Origin of the sequence: Hydrogenophaga sp. (genome assembly GCF_051858985.1) — a bacterium.
Taxonomy (GTDB): Bacteria; Pseudomonadota; Gammaproteobacteria; order Burkholderiales; family Burkholderiaceae_C; genus Hydrogenophaga.
Map to the genome: position 1 here is coordinate 379,957 of NZ_JBHYGM010000002.1, position 16,388 is coordinate 396,344.

Annotated in this window: 17 protein-coding genes; 14 read left to right on the forward strand and 3 right to left on the reverse strand. The window is 65.1% G+C overall.

Annotated features, from left to right (window positions below):
* Positions 1-23: 23 nt before the first annotated feature.
* The 5 genes from rpsF (at position 24) to dnaB (ending at position 3,064) form a co-directional block, all read left to right on the forward strand.
* Entirely contained in the window at positions 24-419 is a 396-nt protein-coding gene (gene rpsF, locus ACTIEY_RS08210) for a 30S ribosomal protein S6 (protein ID WP_439518630.1), read from the forward strand.
* Positions 420-444: 25 nt separating this feature from the next.
* Positions 445-732: a primosomal replication protein N gene (priB, locus tag ACTIEY_RS08215; protein WP_439518631.1), complete on the forward strand. Its 288-nt coding sequence runs from the start codon at positions 445-447 to the stop codon at positions 730-732.
* A gap of 14 nt (positions 733-746) precedes the next feature.
* Complete coding sequence (gene rpsR / locus ACTIEY_RS08220; protein ID WP_066270073.1) at positions 747-1,028, forward strand: 30S ribosomal protein S18; 282 nt, start codon at positions 747-749, stop codon at positions 1,026-1,028.
* Between the two features lie 13 nt (positions 1,029-1,041).
* The gene (gene rplI / locus ACTIEY_RS08225) at positions 1,042-1,494 is read left to right on the forward strand and encodes a 50S ribosomal protein L9 (RefSeq protein WP_439518632.1); all 453 of its coding nucleotides are present in this window, start codon (positions 1,042-1,044) and stop codon (positions 1,492-1,494) included.
* Positions 1,495-1,645: 151 nt separating this feature from the next.
* On the forward strand, positions 1,646-3,064 hold the full coding sequence (dnaB, locus tag ACTIEY_RS08230; RefSeq protein ID WP_439518633.1) for a replicative DNA helicase: 1,419 nt from the start codon (positions 1,646-1,648) through the stop codon (positions 3,062-3,064).
* Positions 3,065-3,154: 90 nt separating this feature from the next.
* On the opposite strand, the gene ACTIEY_RS08235 is transcribed toward dnaB, so the two are convergent.
* The 3 genes from ACTIEY_RS08235 to ACTIEY_RS08245 all read right to left on the reverse strand — a co-directional run bounded on the left by ACTIEY_RS08235 (position 3,155) and on the right by ACTIEY_RS08245 (position 6,137).
* Entirely contained in the window at positions 3,155-4,909 is a 1,755-nt protein-coding gene (locus ACTIEY_RS08235; protein WP_439518634.1) for a PhoH family protein, read from the reverse strand.
* Between the two features lie 197 nt (positions 4,910-5,106).
* Complete coding sequence (locus ACTIEY_RS08240; protein WP_428289515.1) at positions 5,107-5,583, reverse strand: peroxiredoxin; 477 nt, start codon at positions 5,581-5,583, stop codon at positions 5,107-5,109.
* A 173-nt stretch (positions 5,584-5,756) separates the two neighbouring features.
* Complete coding sequence (locus tag ACTIEY_RS08245) at positions 5,757-6,137, reverse strand: Mth938-like domain-containing protein (RefSeq protein ID WP_439518635.1); 381 nt, start codon at positions 6,135-6,137, stop codon at positions 5,757-5,759.
* Between the two features lie 138 nt (positions 6,138-6,275).
* On the opposite strand from ACTIEY_RS08245, the gene ACTIEY_RS08250 reads away from it, so the two are divergent.
* From ACTIEY_RS08250 to clpB, 9 genes are all read left to right on the forward strand, one after another.
* Entirely contained in the window at positions 6,276-7,502 is a 1,227-nt protein-coding gene (locus ACTIEY_RS08250) for a pyridoxal phosphate-dependent aminotransferase (protein ID WP_439518636.1), read from the forward strand.
* Positions 7,503-7,529: 27 nt separating this feature from the next.
* Complete coding sequence (locus tag ACTIEY_RS08255) at positions 7,530-8,852, forward strand: homoserine dehydrogenase (protein WP_439518637.1); 1,323 nt, start codon at positions 7,530-7,532, stop codon at positions 8,850-8,852.
* Positions 8,852-10,297, forward strand: a complete 1,446-nt coding sequence (gene thrC / locus ACTIEY_RS08260; protein WP_439518638.1) for a threonine synthase — start codon at positions 8,852-8,854, stop codon at positions 10,295-10,297. The genes ACTIEY_RS08255 and thrC overlap by 1 nt, the downstream gene beginning before the upstream one ends.
* Positions 10,294-10,839, forward strand: coding sequence for a molybdopterin-guanine dinucleotide biosynthesis protein B (mobB, locus tag ACTIEY_RS08265; protein ID WP_439518639.1), 546 nt, complete (start codon positions 10,294-10,296; stop codon positions 10,837-10,839). The genes thrC and mobB overlap by 4 nt, the downstream gene beginning before the upstream one ends.
* Positions 10,836-12,110: a molybdopterin molybdotransferase MoeA gene (locus tag ACTIEY_RS08270; protein WP_439518640.1), complete on the forward strand. Its 1,275-nt coding sequence runs from the start codon at positions 10,836-10,838 to the stop codon at positions 12,108-12,110. Before mobB ends, ACTIEY_RS08270 begins: the two co-directional genes overlap by 4 nt.
* Positions 12,107-12,358, forward strand: coding sequence for a molybdopterin converting factor subunit 1 (moaD, locus tag ACTIEY_RS08275; protein WP_439518641.1), 252 nt, complete (start codon positions 12,107-12,109; stop codon positions 12,356-12,358). The genes ACTIEY_RS08270 and moaD overlap by 4 nt, the downstream gene beginning before the upstream one ends.
* Position 12,359: 1 nt before the next feature.
* Positions 12,360-12,833 (forward strand): molybdenum cofactor biosynthesis protein MoaE, encoded by a 474-nt coding sequence (locus ACTIEY_RS08280; RefSeq protein ID WP_439518642.1) that lies wholly within the window; start codon positions 12,360-12,362, stop codon positions 12,831-12,833.
* Positions 12,826-13,608: a GNAT family N-acetyltransferase gene (locus ACTIEY_RS08285; RefSeq protein WP_439518643.1), complete on the forward strand. Its 783-nt coding sequence runs from the start codon at positions 12,826-12,828 to the stop codon at positions 13,606-13,608. The genes ACTIEY_RS08280 and ACTIEY_RS08285 overlap by 8 nt, the downstream gene beginning before the upstream one ends.
* 110 nt (positions 13,609-13,718) lie before the next feature.
* Positions 13,719-16,325, forward strand: coding sequence for an ATP-dependent chaperone ClpB (gene clpB / locus ACTIEY_RS08290; protein WP_439518644.1), 2,607 nt, complete (start codon positions 13,719-13,721; stop codon positions 16,323-16,325).
* The last annotated feature ends 63 nt before the right edge of the window (positions 16,326-16,388 follow it).

The window sequence follows — 16,388 nt, forward strand, 5'->3', positions numbered from 1 at the left end:
GCTTTTACTCACAAGGAGAGTCCATGCGTCACTATGAAATCGTTTTGCTGATCCATCCGGATCAAAGCGAACAGGTTCCGGCCATGCTGGAACGCTACAAGGGCATGATCACCGCCGGCGGCGGCAAGATCCACCGTGTTGAAGACTGGGGTCGTCGCCAGATGGCCTACCAGATCAACAAGCTGTCCAAGGCCCACTACCTGTGCGTCAACATCGAGGCCGATCAGGCCGTGATGGCCGAACTCGAGCACGCGTTCAAGTTCAACGACGCCGTGCTGCGCCACCTGACGGTGCTGCGCAAGAAGGCCGACACCGGCCCTTCGGCCATGATGCGTTCGGTCGAGCGCGAAGAAGCCCGCAAGCTTCAGCAGCCTTCCGGCCAGCAGCAGCACCAACCGCAGGAACAGGCCGCCGCGTAAGCCCGCTGCGCGAATTCGTCACCGGGTGAACCTTCTCCAGTTGTCCGCCGCAGTGGTGCAGGTCCAGAGCCTGCGCTACACACCGGCAGGCATCCCCGCCGTCAATCTCGTGCTTGAACACGAGTCGGAGGTGGTCGAGATGGACAGCCCGAGGCAAGTGAAAGTGCAACTGAAGGCGGTGGCCTTTGGTGCCCAAGCCGAAGTCCTCTCCCGACAGGGACTCGACACGGTTTGCGAATTTCACGGCTTCATGGCGAACGGGCGCAATGGCAAAGGCGTGGTGTTCCACATCCAGGATTTCAGCAAGATTTAGAAGGAAGGCCCATCATGGCTGCACCCAAGCGTTTCAACAAAGACAAGCGCCCCAAGCGCAACACCCAGTCGCTGCTCTTCAAGCGCAAGCGTTTCTGCCGCTTCACCGTGGCAAATGTCGAAGAAGTCGACTACAAGGACATCGACGTCCTGCGTGACTTCATCGCCGAAAACGGCAAGATCATTCCCGCCCGCCTGACCGGCACCCGTGCCTTCTATCAGCGCCAGGTCAACACCGCCATCAAGCGCGCTCGCTTCCTGGGCATGCTGCCCTACAGCGACCAGCATCGCGTCTGAAAGAGAGCCTGACATGCAAATCATCCTGCTCGACAAAGTGATCAATCTCGGCGCCCTGGGCGACGTGGTCAAGGTCAAGGACGGCTACGCCCGCAACTTCCTGATTCCCTCAGGCCGTGCCCGCCGCGCCACCCAGAACGCCATCGCCGAATTCGAAGCCCGCCGTGCGGAGCTGGAGAAGGTGGCGGCCGCCAAGCACGCCGAAGCCCAGGCCCTGGGTGAGAAGCTGGCTGCGGTCACGATCAAGCTGACCCAGAAGGCGGGTGTGGACGGCCGCCTGTTCGGCTCCGTGACCAACCACGACGTGGCCGAAGAGTTGAACAAGCAAGGCTTCAAGGTCGCCAAGTCGCAAGTGCGCATGCCCAATGGGCCCCTGAAGAACGTGGGCGACTACACGGTGAGCGTCAACCTGCACACCGACGTCAACGTCGAAGTCAACGTCTCGGTGCTCGGCGAAACCGCCTGATCCCGACGCAGGTTCGCCTGCCGGAAGCCGCTGCCTTCGGGTAGCGGCTTTTTTTCTGTGTTCTGCACCAGAAGCGCACTGGTTTTCCACAGGGTTGCCCACACACGGGACAAGCCCCCGGGCGTACCATCGTCCTTTGCCCAGAGTCCTCATGTCCGCCGTTTTCTCCAACCCATTTCCCGATTTCGACGCAGGTCATGGCGATGCCGGTGATCGCCAGATCGCCCAGCTCAGGGTGCCACCGCATTCCATTGAAGCGGAGTCCAGCGTCCTGGGCGGTCTGCTGCTGGACAACGGCGCCTGGGACCGCGTGGCCGACCTGGTCACCGATTCCGACTTCTACCGCTACGAGCATCGGCTGACCTATTCGGCCATTGCCACGCTGGTCAATGGCAGCAAGCCGGCCGACGTGGTGACCGTGTTCGAGCACCTGCAGAATCTGGGCAAGGCCGAGGAGGCGGGTGGCCTGGCCTACCTCAACTCCCTGGCGCAGTACGTGCCGAGCGCCGCCAACATCCGACGCTACGCCGAGATCGTTCGCGAGCGCGCGATCCTGCGCAAGCTGGTGGCCGCCAGCGATGAAATTGCCACTGCGGCATTCAACACGCAAGGCAAGGCGGTCGACAAGATCCTGGACGAAGCCGAGCAGAAGATCTTCAACATCGGTGAAGAAGGCTCCCGCATGAAGGAGGGCTTCCAGGGCATGGACAAGCTGGTGGTCGACCTGCTCGACCGCGTGCAGGAAATGGCCGACAACCCGAACGACATCACGGGCGTGCCCACCGGTTTTGTCGACCTGGACCGCATGACCTCCGGGCTGCAGGCCGGCGACCTGGTGGTGCTGGCTGCGCGCCCGTCGATGGGCAAGACCGCGTTCGCCATCAACATCGCCGAGCACGTGGCGCTCAACGAAGGCCTGCCTGTCGCGGTGTTCTCCATGGAAATGGGGGCATCCCAACTGGCCGTGCGTATCGTCGGCTCCATCGGCCGCATCAACCAGACCCACCTTCGCAACGGCAAGCTCACCGATGACGAATGGCCGCGCCTGACCGAAGCCATTGAGAAATTGCGCAACGTGTCGCTGCACATCGATGAGACGCCCGGCCTGACCACCAGCGTCTTGCGGGCCAACGCGCGCCGACTGTCGCGCCAGTGCGGCAAATTGGGCCTGATCGTGGTCGACTACCTGCAGCTCATGAGCGGCAGCGGCGGCGACGGCGACAACCGTGCGTCCGAGCTGGGCGAGATCTCGCGAGGCCTGAAAATGCTGGCGAAGGAACTGCAGTGCCCGGTGATCGCGCTCTCGCAGCTCAACCGCAGCGTGGAAACCCGCACCGACAAGCGCCCCATGATGAGCGATCTGCGCGAGTCCGGCGCCATCGAGCAGGATGCCGACATCATCATGTTCATCTACCGCGACGAGTACTACACCAAGGACGCCTGCAAGGAGCCGGGCGTGGCCGAGATCATCATCGGCAAGCAACGCAACGGGCCCACGGGCACGGTCAAGCTGGCTTTCCTGAACATGCTCACGCGCTTCGAAAGCCTGGCCGGCGGTGGGGACTACTAAGCCCCCACGCTCCGCCGCTGCGCGGGTCGCTGCCCCCCAAGGGGGCTGATCCGCCTTCGGGCGGCCTGGCGGCGGATCGGTCGCGGCGGCCTACAGCACTTCCGAAGCGAAGTCGGCCAGGCGCGAACGTTCGCCGCGGGCCAGGGTGATGTGCCCGCCGTGCGGCCAGCCCTTGAAGCGGTCCACGGCAAACGTCAGGCCCGACGAGCCTTCAGTGAGGTAGGGCGTGTCGATCTGGGCCAGGTTGCCCATGCAGATGATCTTGGTGCCCGGGCCAGCGCGGGTGATCAGCGTCTTCATCTGCTTGGGCGTGAGGTTTTGCGCCTCGTCGATGATGACGTACTTGTTCATGAAGGTGCGACCGCGCATGAAGTTCATGCTCTTGACCTTGATGCGGCTGCGGATGAGCTCGTTGGTCGCCGCGCGGCCCCATTCGCCCGCATTGCCGCCATCGCCTTTGGCAAGAAACTCCAGGTTGTCGTCGAGTGCGCCCATCCAGGGACCCATCTTTTCTTCTTCCGTGCCGGGCAGGAAGCCGATGTCTTCACCCACGCTCACGGTGGCGCGGGTCATGATGATTTCGGTGTAACGGCGGTCGTCCAGTACCTGCGTGAGACCGCTGGCCAGTGCCATCAGTGTCTTGCCGGTGCCGGCGGTGCCGGCCAGCGTGACGAAGTCCACTTCGGGGTCCATCAGCAGGTTGAGCGCAAAATTCTGTTCGCGGTTGCGGCTGGTCACGCCCCACACGGCGTTCTTGAGGTGGGTGTAGTCCTTGAGCGTCTTGAGCACCGCTGTCTTGTCGCGGATTTCAGTGACGCGCGCGTACAGCGAGGGTTCGCCCGGCGCTTCAAAGTACACGAACTGGTTGATGTAGAACTGACCCACCGACGGACCGCTCACGCGATAGAAAGTGTGGCTTCCGCTCTGCCAGCTTTCGATGGTCTTGCTCTGGCGCGTCCAGAAGTCCTGCGGCAGCGCCAGCGCGCCCGCGTAAAGCAGTTCGCCATCGTCCAGCGTCTTGTCGTTCTGGTAGTCCTCGGCGGCCAGGCCGAGCGCGCGGGCCTTCACCCGCATGTTGATGTCCTTGGACACCAGGATCACTTCGCGTTCGGGATGGCGGCCGCGCAGAGCATGCACAACGCCCAGGATCTGGTTGTCCGCCTTGCCCTGGGGCAGGCTGGATGGCAACTGGTTGTCCAGCGGCTCGGTCTGGAAGAAAAGCAGGCCGCGTGCCGACTGGTGTCCCGTGGCCGAGAGCTTGAGCCCCTTGGTCATGTCCCCGCCTTGCTGGGCCACCAGGGCGTCCAGGGTGCGGCTGGTCTGGCGGCCGTTGCGGGCGACTTCGGTCATGCCCTTCTTGTGCCCGTCCAGTTCTTCCAGCACGATCATCGGAAGGAAGATGTCGTGCTCCTCGAAGCGGAACAGGCTCATCGGATCGTGCAGCAGCACGTTGGTGTCCAGCACGAACAGGCGCGCCGGGCCTGCGCCTGCCGATTTTCCACCGTTGCGCCGCCGGTTGCTGGCGACCGGCGACACTTTGGACGCGGTGTCTGGCGAGGTGGGTGTGGCCGGGCTTTGCACGGCGGGCGCGGCCGGTGCGACACGAGCGGGCGCCTCCTCGCGGAGTGCGGTTGCGGGTTCGGCGGCTTTGCGACCCCGGCTCCGGGATGGCGTGCGTGCTTCGGGTGTGCTCGGACGGCTGCCTTGCGCGACCGGTGCCGGCGCAGGGCGCTGCGGTTCCAGGACAGCGGCGGTGAAATCGAGCGATTCTTCGGCGGCTTTGAGGGAGTAGGCGTCGGGGGCGAGGAGGGCAGCACGTTTGGAGGGGGCGGGCGGCAGTGGCATGAGGGCTTGGTTCAGCGAGGGGCTGGAAAACAAAAAGCCGCCGGGGTGACCGGGCGGCTTTCAGGGCTGCGGAATTGTCGGGCGAAAGGGGGCGGAGCGCAGAGGCTTCCCGTTGTCATGAATTCATTATGCATGAGTGCGATGACGGATGGCCCCCTGCATCAAGACGTAACGGCCGCCGGTCATGGCGGCTGTGTTCAGGCTGCCTTTTTCAGCGCCTTCACGGCCTTGAGCACCTCTTCCACATGACCGGGCACCTTGAGACCGCGCCACTCTTGCTTGAGGACGCCATCCGGGCCAATGAGGAAGGTGCTGCGCTCGATGCCCTTGACCTTCTTGCCATACATGATCTTGTTCTTGACCACGCCGAACATGTGGCACATCTTCTCTTCGGTATCGGCGATGAGCTCGAAAGGCAGTTCGAGCTTGGTCTTGAAGTCGTCGTGCGACTTCATGTTGTCGCGCGAGACGCCGAACACCTGGGCGCCGGCCTTGACGAAATCGCGGTACTTGTCGCGGAACTGCATGGCTTCGGTGGTGCAGCCCGGTGTGTTGTCCTTGGGATAGAAGTACAACACGATGGTCTGGCCGAGGTGGGTCTGGTTGCTCACCTTGATGCCACCGGTGGCCAGGGACTCGAATTCGGGAATGGGTTTGTTGACAACGACTGCCATACTGCGTGGACCCCTGACGTAAGTTGGTGGTGATGCGTTGGCTTCCCGGGCTGCTTCACGTCACACCTGGCATGCAGGATGCGAGGAAGGCGCGGCAGGAAACAATCCGCTATTTTACCCTGAACGGTATGACCCGTCCGATATGAGGTCCGGGGTCGCCCGGCAGCGCGACTTCAGGCCTCGATCAGGAAGGCCGCCACCACGCGTCGCCCTTCGCCGGCCAGGATGTTGAACGTGCGGCAGGCGGCTGCCGTGTCCATGGTTTCCACGCCGATGCGTCTTGCCATCAGTCCTTGCAACAAGGCCGGACGCACGAAACGCAGGCGCGCCCCGCTGCCAAAGATCACCAGCTCGGGCGCCTCGCCGCCGAAATCGGCCAGCCGCTCGAAGTGATCGGCTGTGAGTTCTTCGAAACGGTTGCAGTTCCACGCCTGCAACGGGTGGGTTGCGCTGAGCACCAGGCTGTTTTCCTGCCGCTGTCCATTGACGGCGATCCAGCCCGGGCCGTAGGCGGTGATGGACTGGCTGTCGGGCTGATCGGCGTGAAGTTTCATGGGGCAGCAGCCGAACTGATGGGCCCGGGAACTGTGGTCAAATTGCAGGTTTTCCCTGACGGAGGGGCCGAATATACCCCCGTTGCAATCGCCGGCGACCGTGGTCGTGGCATGACCCCTGACCCCCTCGGAGGGACTTTGAAAACCATCCAGAAATCCGCCAAGCTCGCCAACGTCTGCTACGACATTCGCGGACCGATCATGGACGCGGCGCGCCAGATGGAGGAAGAGGGTCACAAGATCATCAAGCTCAACATCGGCAACCTGGCGGTGTTCGGCTTCGATGCGCCCGAGGAGATTCAGCAGGACATGATCCGCAACCTGCCGAACTCGGCAGGCTACTCGGACAGCAAGGGCATCTTTGCTGCGCGCAAGGCGGTGATGCACGAGACGCAGAAGCAGGGCATCAAGGGCGTCACGCTGGACGACATCTACCTCGGCAACGGCGCGAGCGAACTGATCGTGATGGCCACGAACGCGCTGCTGGACGACGGCGACGAACTGCTGCTGCCGGCGCCCGACTATCCGCTCTGGACCGCCGCGGTCAGCCTCTCGGGCGGCACGCCGGTGCACTACATGTGCGAAGAATCCAACGGCTGGATGCCCGACCTCGACGACATCCGCCGCAAGATCACGCCGGCCACCAAGGGCATCGTGGTCATCAACCCGAACAACCCGACCGGTGCGCTCTATTCCACCGAGTTGCTCAACGCCATCGTCGACCTCGCACGGGAGCACGGCCTGGTGATCTTTGCCGACGAGGTGTACGACAAGGTGCTGTACGACGGCGTTCAGCACACCGCCATCGCCAGCCTGTCGGACGACGTGCTCACGCTGACCTTCAACTCGCTGTCCAAGAGCTACCGCTCGTGCGGATACCGCGCAGGATGGTTGATCGTCTCGGGCGACAAGAAGCCCGCCAGGGACTACATCGAGGGTCTGAACATGCTCTCGAACATGCGCCTGTGCGCGAACGTTCCTGGGCAGTGGGCGATCCAGACCGCGCTGGGCGGCTACCAGAGCATCAACGACCTCGTGTGCGAGGGTGGGCGCCTTCGCCGCCAGCGCGACCTCGCCTACGAACTCATCACCGCCATTCCGGGCGTGAGCTGCAACAAGCCTTCGGCCGCGCTCTACATGTTTCCCCGGCTCGATCCGACGATGTACCCGGTCGAGGACGACCAGCAGATGTTCCTTGAACTCCTGCAAGAAACGCGCGTGATGCTGGTGCAGGGTTCGGGCTTCAACTACCCCGACAACCAGCACTTCCGCATCGTCTTCCTGCCGCACGAGGACGACCTGCGCGAAGCCATCGGCCGTGTGGCCCGTTTCCTCGAGGGCTGGCGAAAACGCCACGCCGCCTGACCTTTCCGCTCCGCAACCAAGACCGACATGAAACCGATCCAAGTAGGGCTCCTGGGCATAGGCACCGTGGGCAGTGGCACGTTCAACGTGCTGCGCCGCAACCAGGAAGAGATCCGCCGCCGCGCTGGCCGCGGCATTGAAATCACCATGGTGGCCGACCTGGACACCGAGCGCGCACAGTCCATCGTCGGAACGGGCGTGAAAGTGGTGAAGGATGCGCGCGAGGTCATCGCCAACCCGGACATCGACATCGTCATTGAACTCATCGGCGGCTACGGCATTGCGCGCACGCTGGTCTTGGAGGCGATTGCCGCTGGAAAGCATGTGGTCACTGCCAACAAGGCCCTGCTGGCCGTGCATGGCACGGAGATCTTTGCTGCCGCATCGGGCCGGGGTGTGATGGTGGCTTTCGAGGCCGCGGTGGCCGGTGGCATTCCCATCATCAAGGCGCTGCGCGAAGGGCTCACCGCCAACAGCATCCAGTGGATCGCCGGCATCATCAACGGCACCACCAATTTCATCCTGTCCGAGATGCGCGACAAGGGCCTGGATTTCGACGTCGTGCTCAAGGAGGCGCAGCGCCTGGGCTACGCCGAGGCCGACCCGACCTTCGACATCGAGGGCGTGGACGCGGCGCACAAGGTCACGCTCATGAGCGCCATCGCCTTCGGCATTCCGGTGCAGTTCGACAAGGCCTACGTCGAGGGCATCACGCAGCTCGGCGCCACGGACATCAAGTACGCCGAGCAACTCGGGTACCGCATCAAGCTGCTGGGCATCACCAAACGGGTGTCGCAGGGCATCGAACTGCGCGTGCACCCGAGCCTGGTGCCTTCCAAGCGGCTCATTGCCAATGTGGAAGGTGCCATGAACGCGGTGGTGGTGCATGGCGATGCCGTGGGCGCCACGCTGTACTACGGCAAGGGGGCAGGCAGCGAGCCCACCGCCAGTGCCGTCATCGCCGATCTGGTCGACATCACTCGCCTGCACACCGCCGACCCGCACCACCGCGTGCCGCACCTTGCCTTCCAGCCCGACGCCATGAGCGACCTGGCTGTGCTCCCCATGCGTGAGGTGGTGACGAGCTACTACCTGCGCATGCGCGTGGCCGATGAAGCCGGCGTGCTGGCCAGGGTGACCGGCTTGCTGGCGGGTGCCGGCATCAGCATCGATGCCGTGCTGCAGCGCGAAGCCGACGAAGTGAGCGGTGAGGGCGGCACCTCGACCGACCTGATCATCCTGACGCACAACACGCGCGAAGGCACCATGGACGACGCATTGGCGCAGTTGCAGCAATTGCCCACCGTGCTGGCGCCCATCGTGCGCATCCGCAAGGAAGAACTCAACTGATGCGGTACCTGTCCACGCGCGGAGACCCGGCGCGCAAGCGCTTCTGCGAAATTCTTCTGGAAGGCCTCGCGCCCGATGGAGGCCTCTACCTGCCGGAACACTATCCGCAGGTGGACGCTGCGATGCTCGCCCGTCTGCGCGGCGTGTTCCATGGCGGCGTTGCGGGCGGCTACGCGGCGCTGGCGTTCGAGATTCTCTTGCTCTACATCGACGACATTCCCCCGGCAGACCTGCGGGCGCTGTGCGAGAAGACCTACACCGAAGCGGTTTACGGCACACCGCAGATCGTGCCCTTGAAGAAACTTGATGCTGGTTTCTACCTGGAGGCGCTGTCCAACGGGCCCACGCTGGCGTTCAAGGACATGGCGATGCAGTTGCTGGGCAACCTGTTCGAGTACGAACTCGGCCGACGGGGTGAAGAACTCAACATCCTGGGTGCCACCAGCGGTGACACCGGCAGCGCAGCGGAATACGCCATGAAGGGCAAGCGGGGCGTGCGCGTGTTCATGCTCAGTCCCCACGGCCGCATGAGCCCCTTCCAGCAGGCGCAGATGTTCAGCCTGATGGACGAGAACATCCACAACATCGCCGTGGAGGGTGTGTTTGACGACTGCCAGGACATCGTCAAGGACGTCAGCAACGACCTCGCCTTCAAGCACGCCTACCGCATCGGAACGGTGAACTCGATCAACTGGGCGCGTCTGCTGGCCCAGGTGGTGTACTACTTCGCCGGCTACTTCCAGGCGACCTCGAAGGACACCGACCAGGTCGACTTCACCGTGCCTTCCGGCAACTTCGGCAACGTGTGTGCGGGCCACGTGGCGCGGCAGATGGGCCTGCCCATCGGCCAGCTGGTGGTGGCCACCAATGAGAACGACGTGCTCGACGAGTTCTTCCGCACCGGCGTTTACCGCGTGCGCGCCAGCGCCGACACGCACGAGACGTCCAGCCCCTCAATGGACATCTCCAAGGCCAGCAACTTCGAGCGCTTCGTGTTCGACCTGCTCGGGCGCGACGGCATGCGGGTCAAAGCCCTGTTCGGCGACAGCCTCGTGAGCACGGGCCGGTTCGAGCTGGGCGCAGAACGGGCCTTCGCAGAGGCTGCCAGCCGCTACGGTTTTCGCAGCGGCAAGAGCACGCATGCCGACCGCCTGGCCACCATCCGCGACGTGCATGAGCGTCATGGCGTGGTGATCGACACCCACACCGCCGACGGTGTGAAGGTGGCACGTGAACACCGTGACCCGGCCGTGCCGATGATCGTGCTGGAGACCGCTCTGCCCATCAAGTTTGCCGAGACCATCGTCGAGGCGCTGGGTCGCCAGCCCGACCGTCCACCCCAGTTCGACGGCATCGAGCAGCTTCCCCGGCGCGTGGTGGTGCTGCAGGCCGACACGGCCGCCGTGCAGGCGTACATCGCCGAGCGCTGCGAACGCCGCGCATGAAGGTCGCCGGCTTCGCAGGCTTCTCCGGATCGGGCAAGACCACGCTGGTCGAACAGCTCATCGGCGCGCTGCGCTTTCGCGGCCAGCGCGTCTCGGTGATCAAGCACGCGCACCACCGCTTCGACATCGACCACCCCGGCAAGGACACCTGGCGCCACCGGGAGGCGGGTGCCTTCGAGGTGCTGGCCGCCTCGCCGCGCCGCGTGGTGGTCATGCGCGAACTCCCTGAACGGGTGGAACACAACGTGCACCTCCTGCTTGCCGAGCTGCATCCGGATGTGGACTGGGTGCTGGTTGAAGGCTTCAAGGAAAGTGACCTTCCCAAGATCGAAGTCTGGCGCGAGGCCAGTGGCGTGCCGGTGAGGTATCCGTCAGACAACGGTGTGGTGGCGATCGCCACCGACAGCCCCCAGGCCCTGCCCGAACCCGCCCTGCGGCCCGTGCTGGATTTGAACCGTGCCGATGACGTGGCTGCCTGGTTGCTCGACAATGCGGAACGCTTCGAATACCGCCGCCTCGACCCAGGTAACAGCCCCAGATGAACGCCCCCCAGAAGCCCGCCAGCCGCGCGCCCCTGTTGTCGCTCGACGCCGCCATGGCCGAGCTGCTCGCTCGCGTGCACGCGCTCGAATCCGTGGAGACGGTGGCCACCTTTGACGCCGATGGCAGGGTGCTGGCCGAGGATCTGGTCTCTGCCTTGCAGGTTCCGCCGAACGACAACTCTTCCATGGACGGCTATGCCCTCCGGGCGTCCGACGTCACCGCGCCCGGTGTCGTGCTGCGCGTGAGCCAGCGCATCGCTGCCGGCCACGCGGGCCACGCGCTGGAAGCCGGCACCTGCGCGCGCATCTTCACAGGCGCGCCCATGCCCGACGGTGCCGATGCGGTGGTGATGCAGGAAGACACCATCGAGGTCGGTGGCGACATCCACGGCGTACACATCCAGGCGGTGCCGGACGCCGGCCAGTGGGTGCGTCGCGCGGGGGAAGACGTGACGCGGGGCGCCGTGGTGCTCTCGCGCGGCCATCGACTTTCGCCCGCCAGCCTGGGCCTGGCAGCCAGCCTGGGTCAAGCCCGGCTGTCGGTGATGGCGCGGCCCCGCGTGGCGCTGTTCTCCACCGGTGACGAACTGGTGATGCCGGGGGACGTGCCCCCCGAGTCCATGAAGCCTGGCGCCATCTACAACTCCAACCGTTTCTTCCTGCGCGCGCTGCTTCGCCGCATGGGCTGCGAAGTGAGCGACCTGGGGATCGTGCCCGATCAGCGCGACGCCACGTTGGCCGCTCTGAAGACCGCCGCCGATCACCACGACCTCATCCTCACCAGCGGTGGCGTCTCCGTGGGCGAGGAAGACCACATCAAGCCTTCGGTGCAGCAACTCGGCAGCCTGGACCTGTGGCAGATCGGGATGAAACCGGGCAAGCCGTTCGCTTACGGCACCGTGCGGCGCGATGCGGGGGAATGCCATTTCATCGGTCTGCCTGGCAACCCGGTCTCCAGTTTCGTCACCTTCCTGCTGCTCGTGAGGCCGTTCCTCTTGCGTCTGCAGGGCGTGCCGATCGACAGCGCACGGGCGTTGCCGGTGGCCACCCGGCTGCCAGCGCACTTCAGCGTGGAGCGTGCCGACAGGCGCCGCGAGTTCCTGCGCGTCCGCCGAAATGCGGCGGGCGGGCTCGACCTGTTTCCCAACCAGAGTTCGGGTGTGCTGACGTCCGCGGTGTGGGGCGACGGACTGGTGGACAACCCGGCCGGCACCACCATCGCGCACGGCGACCTGGTGTCCTACCTTTCGTTTGCGGAACTGCTGGCATGAGAGTCCAACTGCGTTACTTCGCTTCTCTGCGCGAAACCCTTGGAATCAGCGCCGAGTCGGTCGACACGCGGGCCGCCACCCTGGGCGAACTGCGCGCAGAGTTGCTGGCGCGCGGCGGTGCCTACGCCGAGGCCCTGGCACCGGCCAGGTCGGTGCGCGTGGCGCTGAACCAGACCATGAGCAACGAGTCGGCTGCGCTGAGCGAGGGCGCCGAAGTCGGTTTCTTCCCGCCGGTCACCGGGGGCTGAGATGGCCGCACGCGTCAGCATCCAGACCGCGGACTTCGACCTCTCGACCGAAGTGGCGAAGTTGCGCGAGCACGACCCCCGCGTGGGCGCCGTGTGCAGCTTCATCGGAACGGTGCGCGACCGCAACGACGGCCTGAGTGTGAGCACCCTGGAGCTGGAGCATTACCCTGGCATGACCGAGAAGTCGATCGAAGCCATGATCGACGAGGCCTTCGAGCGATTCGATGTGCTGGGCGCCCGCGTGATCCACCGCGTCGGCTTGCTGCAGCCGCTGGACCAGATTGTCCTGGTGGCGGTGACCTCCATGCACCGGGGCGAGAGCTTTCGGGCCTGCGAGTTCCTCATGGACTACCTCAAGACCCAGGCGCCGTTCTGGAAGAAGGAACTGACGCCCGAAGGCGCACGCTGGGTGGACGCGCGCGTGAGCGACGACGCGGCACTCGCACGCTGGGGCATCGAGGCGAAGAATGGCTGAGCAGGTGACCCGCGGGCGCTTGCGCGAGGCCGACATCGAATCGCTCGAGCGTGCCACGCTGCAGGCCGTGGCGCCCGAGGCGGTGGAGATGTTCCCTGGCTGGTTGCTGCCCATGGACGGCGGGACCGTGGGACGCGCCCACAGTGCGGTGCCGCTGTCGCACGTGCAGCCCGAACCCGATGCCCTGAATGCCATCGTGAAACGCTACGAGGTGCGCGGTTTCTCGCCCGTCTTCCGCCTGCCGGACGTTGCCGCATTTCAGACGATGCACCGTGCCTTGCAGAGGCAGGGCTTCACGCGCCGCCAACCGACGTTGACGCAGACCGCCCGCGTGGACGATCTGCTGGCGATGCCCGCCGGTCTGCCCGGTGAGCTGGCCGCTGCGCCCGATGCCGCCTGGCTGGCGATGTACCTGGGCGAAGGGCTGGATCCGGTCGATGGGGCCAGCCGCGCCCGCTCACTCGCTCGGGCGGCGGGGACGCTGTTTGCCAGCTGGCGCGAAAACGGCCAGACGCTGGCCTGCGGCGCGGCTTCGTTCGGCCATGGGTGGCTGGGCGTTCACGGCATGCGCACGGCCGCCGCGCACCGGGGCAGGGGGCTTGCGGGACGCCTGCTTCGCACCATGGCTGAGGAAGCGCAACGCCGCGGCGTTGATCGCGTTTTTCTCCAGGTCGATGCCGGCAATGCGCCCGCGCTGTCGCTGTACCGTCGGCTCGGCTTTGTCACCGCCTGGCCCTACGCCTACTGGCGTCGCACGCAACCGCCCGGCGGTTGATCTGGGTCAAGCGAACGGCGCGCGTGCGCAGGCGCGCGGCGTCTGCGGCTTGAAAATGGGCCGAACACACCCATGTGCGGTGAAGTTCTGAATACCCGGAGTGCCCACCCATGCGACTCGACAAACTCACCACCAAGTTCCAGGAAGCCCTGAGCGAAGCCCAGACGCTGGCGCTCGGTGCCGACCATGCCTACATCGAACCGGCCCACCTGCTGCTGGCCCTGCTGCGCCAGGCCGATGGACCCCAGTCCCTGCTGCAGCGCGCGGGCGTCAACGTGCCCGGTCTCATCAAAGGGACCGAGGCGGCCGTGAAGCGCCTGCCTGAAGTGCAGGGTCAGGACCAGGTGCAGGTCGGCCAGGAGCTGAGCAAGCTGCTGCAGGCCACCGAAAAGGAGGCCATCAAGCGCGGCGACCAGTTCATCGCCAGCGAGTTGTTCCTGCTCGCCCTGACCGACAGCAAGGGCGAGCTCGGCCGCATCGCCAACGAGAACGGCCTGAACCGCAAGAGCCTGGAATCGGCGATCACCGCGGTGCGTGGCGGCCAGAAGATGGACAGCCCCGAGGCCGAGGGCCAGCGCGAAGCGCTCAAGAAATACACGCTGGACCTCACCGAGCGCGCCCGCATGGGCAAGCTCGATCCCGTGATCGGCCGCGACGACGAGATCCGCCGGGCCATCCAGGTGCTGCAGCGGCGCACCAAGAACAACCCGGTCCTGATTGGCGAACCTGGTGTGGGCAAGACCGCCATCGTCGAAGGCCTGGCCCAGCGCATCGTGGCGGGCGAAGTGCCGGATTCGCTCAAGGGCAAGCGCGTGCTCAGCCTGGACATGGCCGCGCTGCTGGCCGGTGCCAAGTTCCGCGGTGAGTTCGAGGAGCGCCTGAAGACCGTGCTCAACGAACTGGCCAAGGACGAGGGACAGACCATCGTCTTCATCGACGAGCTGCACACCATGGTGGGCGCTGGCAAGGCCGAAGGCGCGATGGACGCCGGCAACATGCTCAAGCCGGCGCTGGCGCGGGGCGAACTGCACTGCGTGGGCGCGACCACGCTGGACGAGTACCGCAAGTACATCGAGAAAGACGCTGCGCTGGAGCGCCGCTTCCAGAAGATCCTGGTGGGCGAGCCCAGCGTGGAAGCGACCATCGCCATCCTGCGCGGCCTGCAGGAAAAGTACGAGGTGCACCACGGCGTCGACATCACTGACCCGGCCATCGTGGCCGCTGCCGAGCTGAGCCACCGCTACATCACCGACCGCTTTCTGCCCGACAAGGCGATCGACCTCATCGACGAAGCGGCTTCCAAGATCAAGATCGAGATCGATTCCAAGCCCGAGGTGATGGACCGTCTGGACAGGCGCCTGATCCAGCTGCAGATCGAGGCCGAGGCCGTCAAGAAGGAGAAGGACGAAGCCTCGCAGAAGCGCTTTGCCCTCATCCAGGAAGAGATCCAGCGCCTGCGCAAGGAAATCGCCGACTACGACGAGATCTGGAAGGCCGAAAAGGCCCAGGCCCAGGGTTCGGCACACCTGCGCGAGGAGATCGACCGCGTGCGCCTGCAGATCACCGAGTTGACCCGCAAGGGCGATCTGGCGAAGGTCTCCGAGCTGCAATACGGCAAGTTGCCGGAACTCGAGAAGCAGCTCAAGGAAGCTCAGGCCGCCGAAACCGGCAAGAAGGAGGGCGGCCGCCCGCAACTGCTGCGCACGCAGGTGGGCGCAGAAGAGATCGCCGAGGTCGTGGCGCGCGCCACCGGCATCCCGGTGTCCAAGCTCATGCAGGGCGAGCGCGACAAGCTGTTGCTGATGGAAGGCAAGCTGCACGAGCGCGTGGTGGGCCAGGACGAGGCGATTGCCGCCGTGGCCAACGCCATCCGCCGTTCGCGTTCGGGCCTGTCCGATCCGAACCGCCCCACCGGCTCGTTTCTCTTCCTCGGCCCCACCGGCGTGGGCAAGACCGAACTGTGCAAGGCGCTGGCCGGTTTCCTGTTCGACAGTGAAGACCACCTCGTGCGCATCGACATGAGCGAGTTCATGGAGAAGCACTCCGTGGCGCGTCTGATCGGGGCGCCACCCGGCTACGTGGGCTACGAAGAGGGCGGCTACCTCACCGAAGCCGTGCGGCGCAAGCCCTACAGCGTGCTGTTGCTGGACGAAGTGGAGAAAGCCCACCCGGACGTGTTCAACGTGCTGCTGCAGGTGCTTGACGACGGCCGCCTGACCGATGGCCAGGGCCGCACGGTGGACTTCAAGAACACCGTGATCGTCATGACGAGCAACATCGGCTCGCCCATGATCCAGGCCATGGTCGGCTCGCCCTACGAAGAGGTGAAGGAGGCCGTCTGGGACGAACTGAAGAATCACTTCAGGCCGGAGTTCCTCAACCGCATCGACGAGACCGTGGTGTTCCACGCGCTGGACGCGCAACACATCGAGTCGATCGCCGCGATCCAGCTCAAGGTGCTGGAAGCGCGCCTGGCGAAGATGGACCTGCGCCTGCAGGTGTCTCCCGCCGCGCTGGCCGAACTGGCCAAGGTCGGCTTCGATCCGGTGTTCGGCGCGCGTCCGCTCAAGCGAGCCATCCAGCAGCGCATCGAGAACCCGCTCTCGAAGTTCCTGCTGGAAGGCCGGTATCCACCCAAGTCGGTGATTCCGGTGGAGGTCGACCCGGTGCGCGATCCCGGTGTGTTCCAGTTCGGCGACGCCGTGGCCGAAGCCTGAGCGGCGAGCCGGAGCGCCATCCATCGCGGATGGGGTCCCGGCTCTACCCTTGCGGAAGGCCGC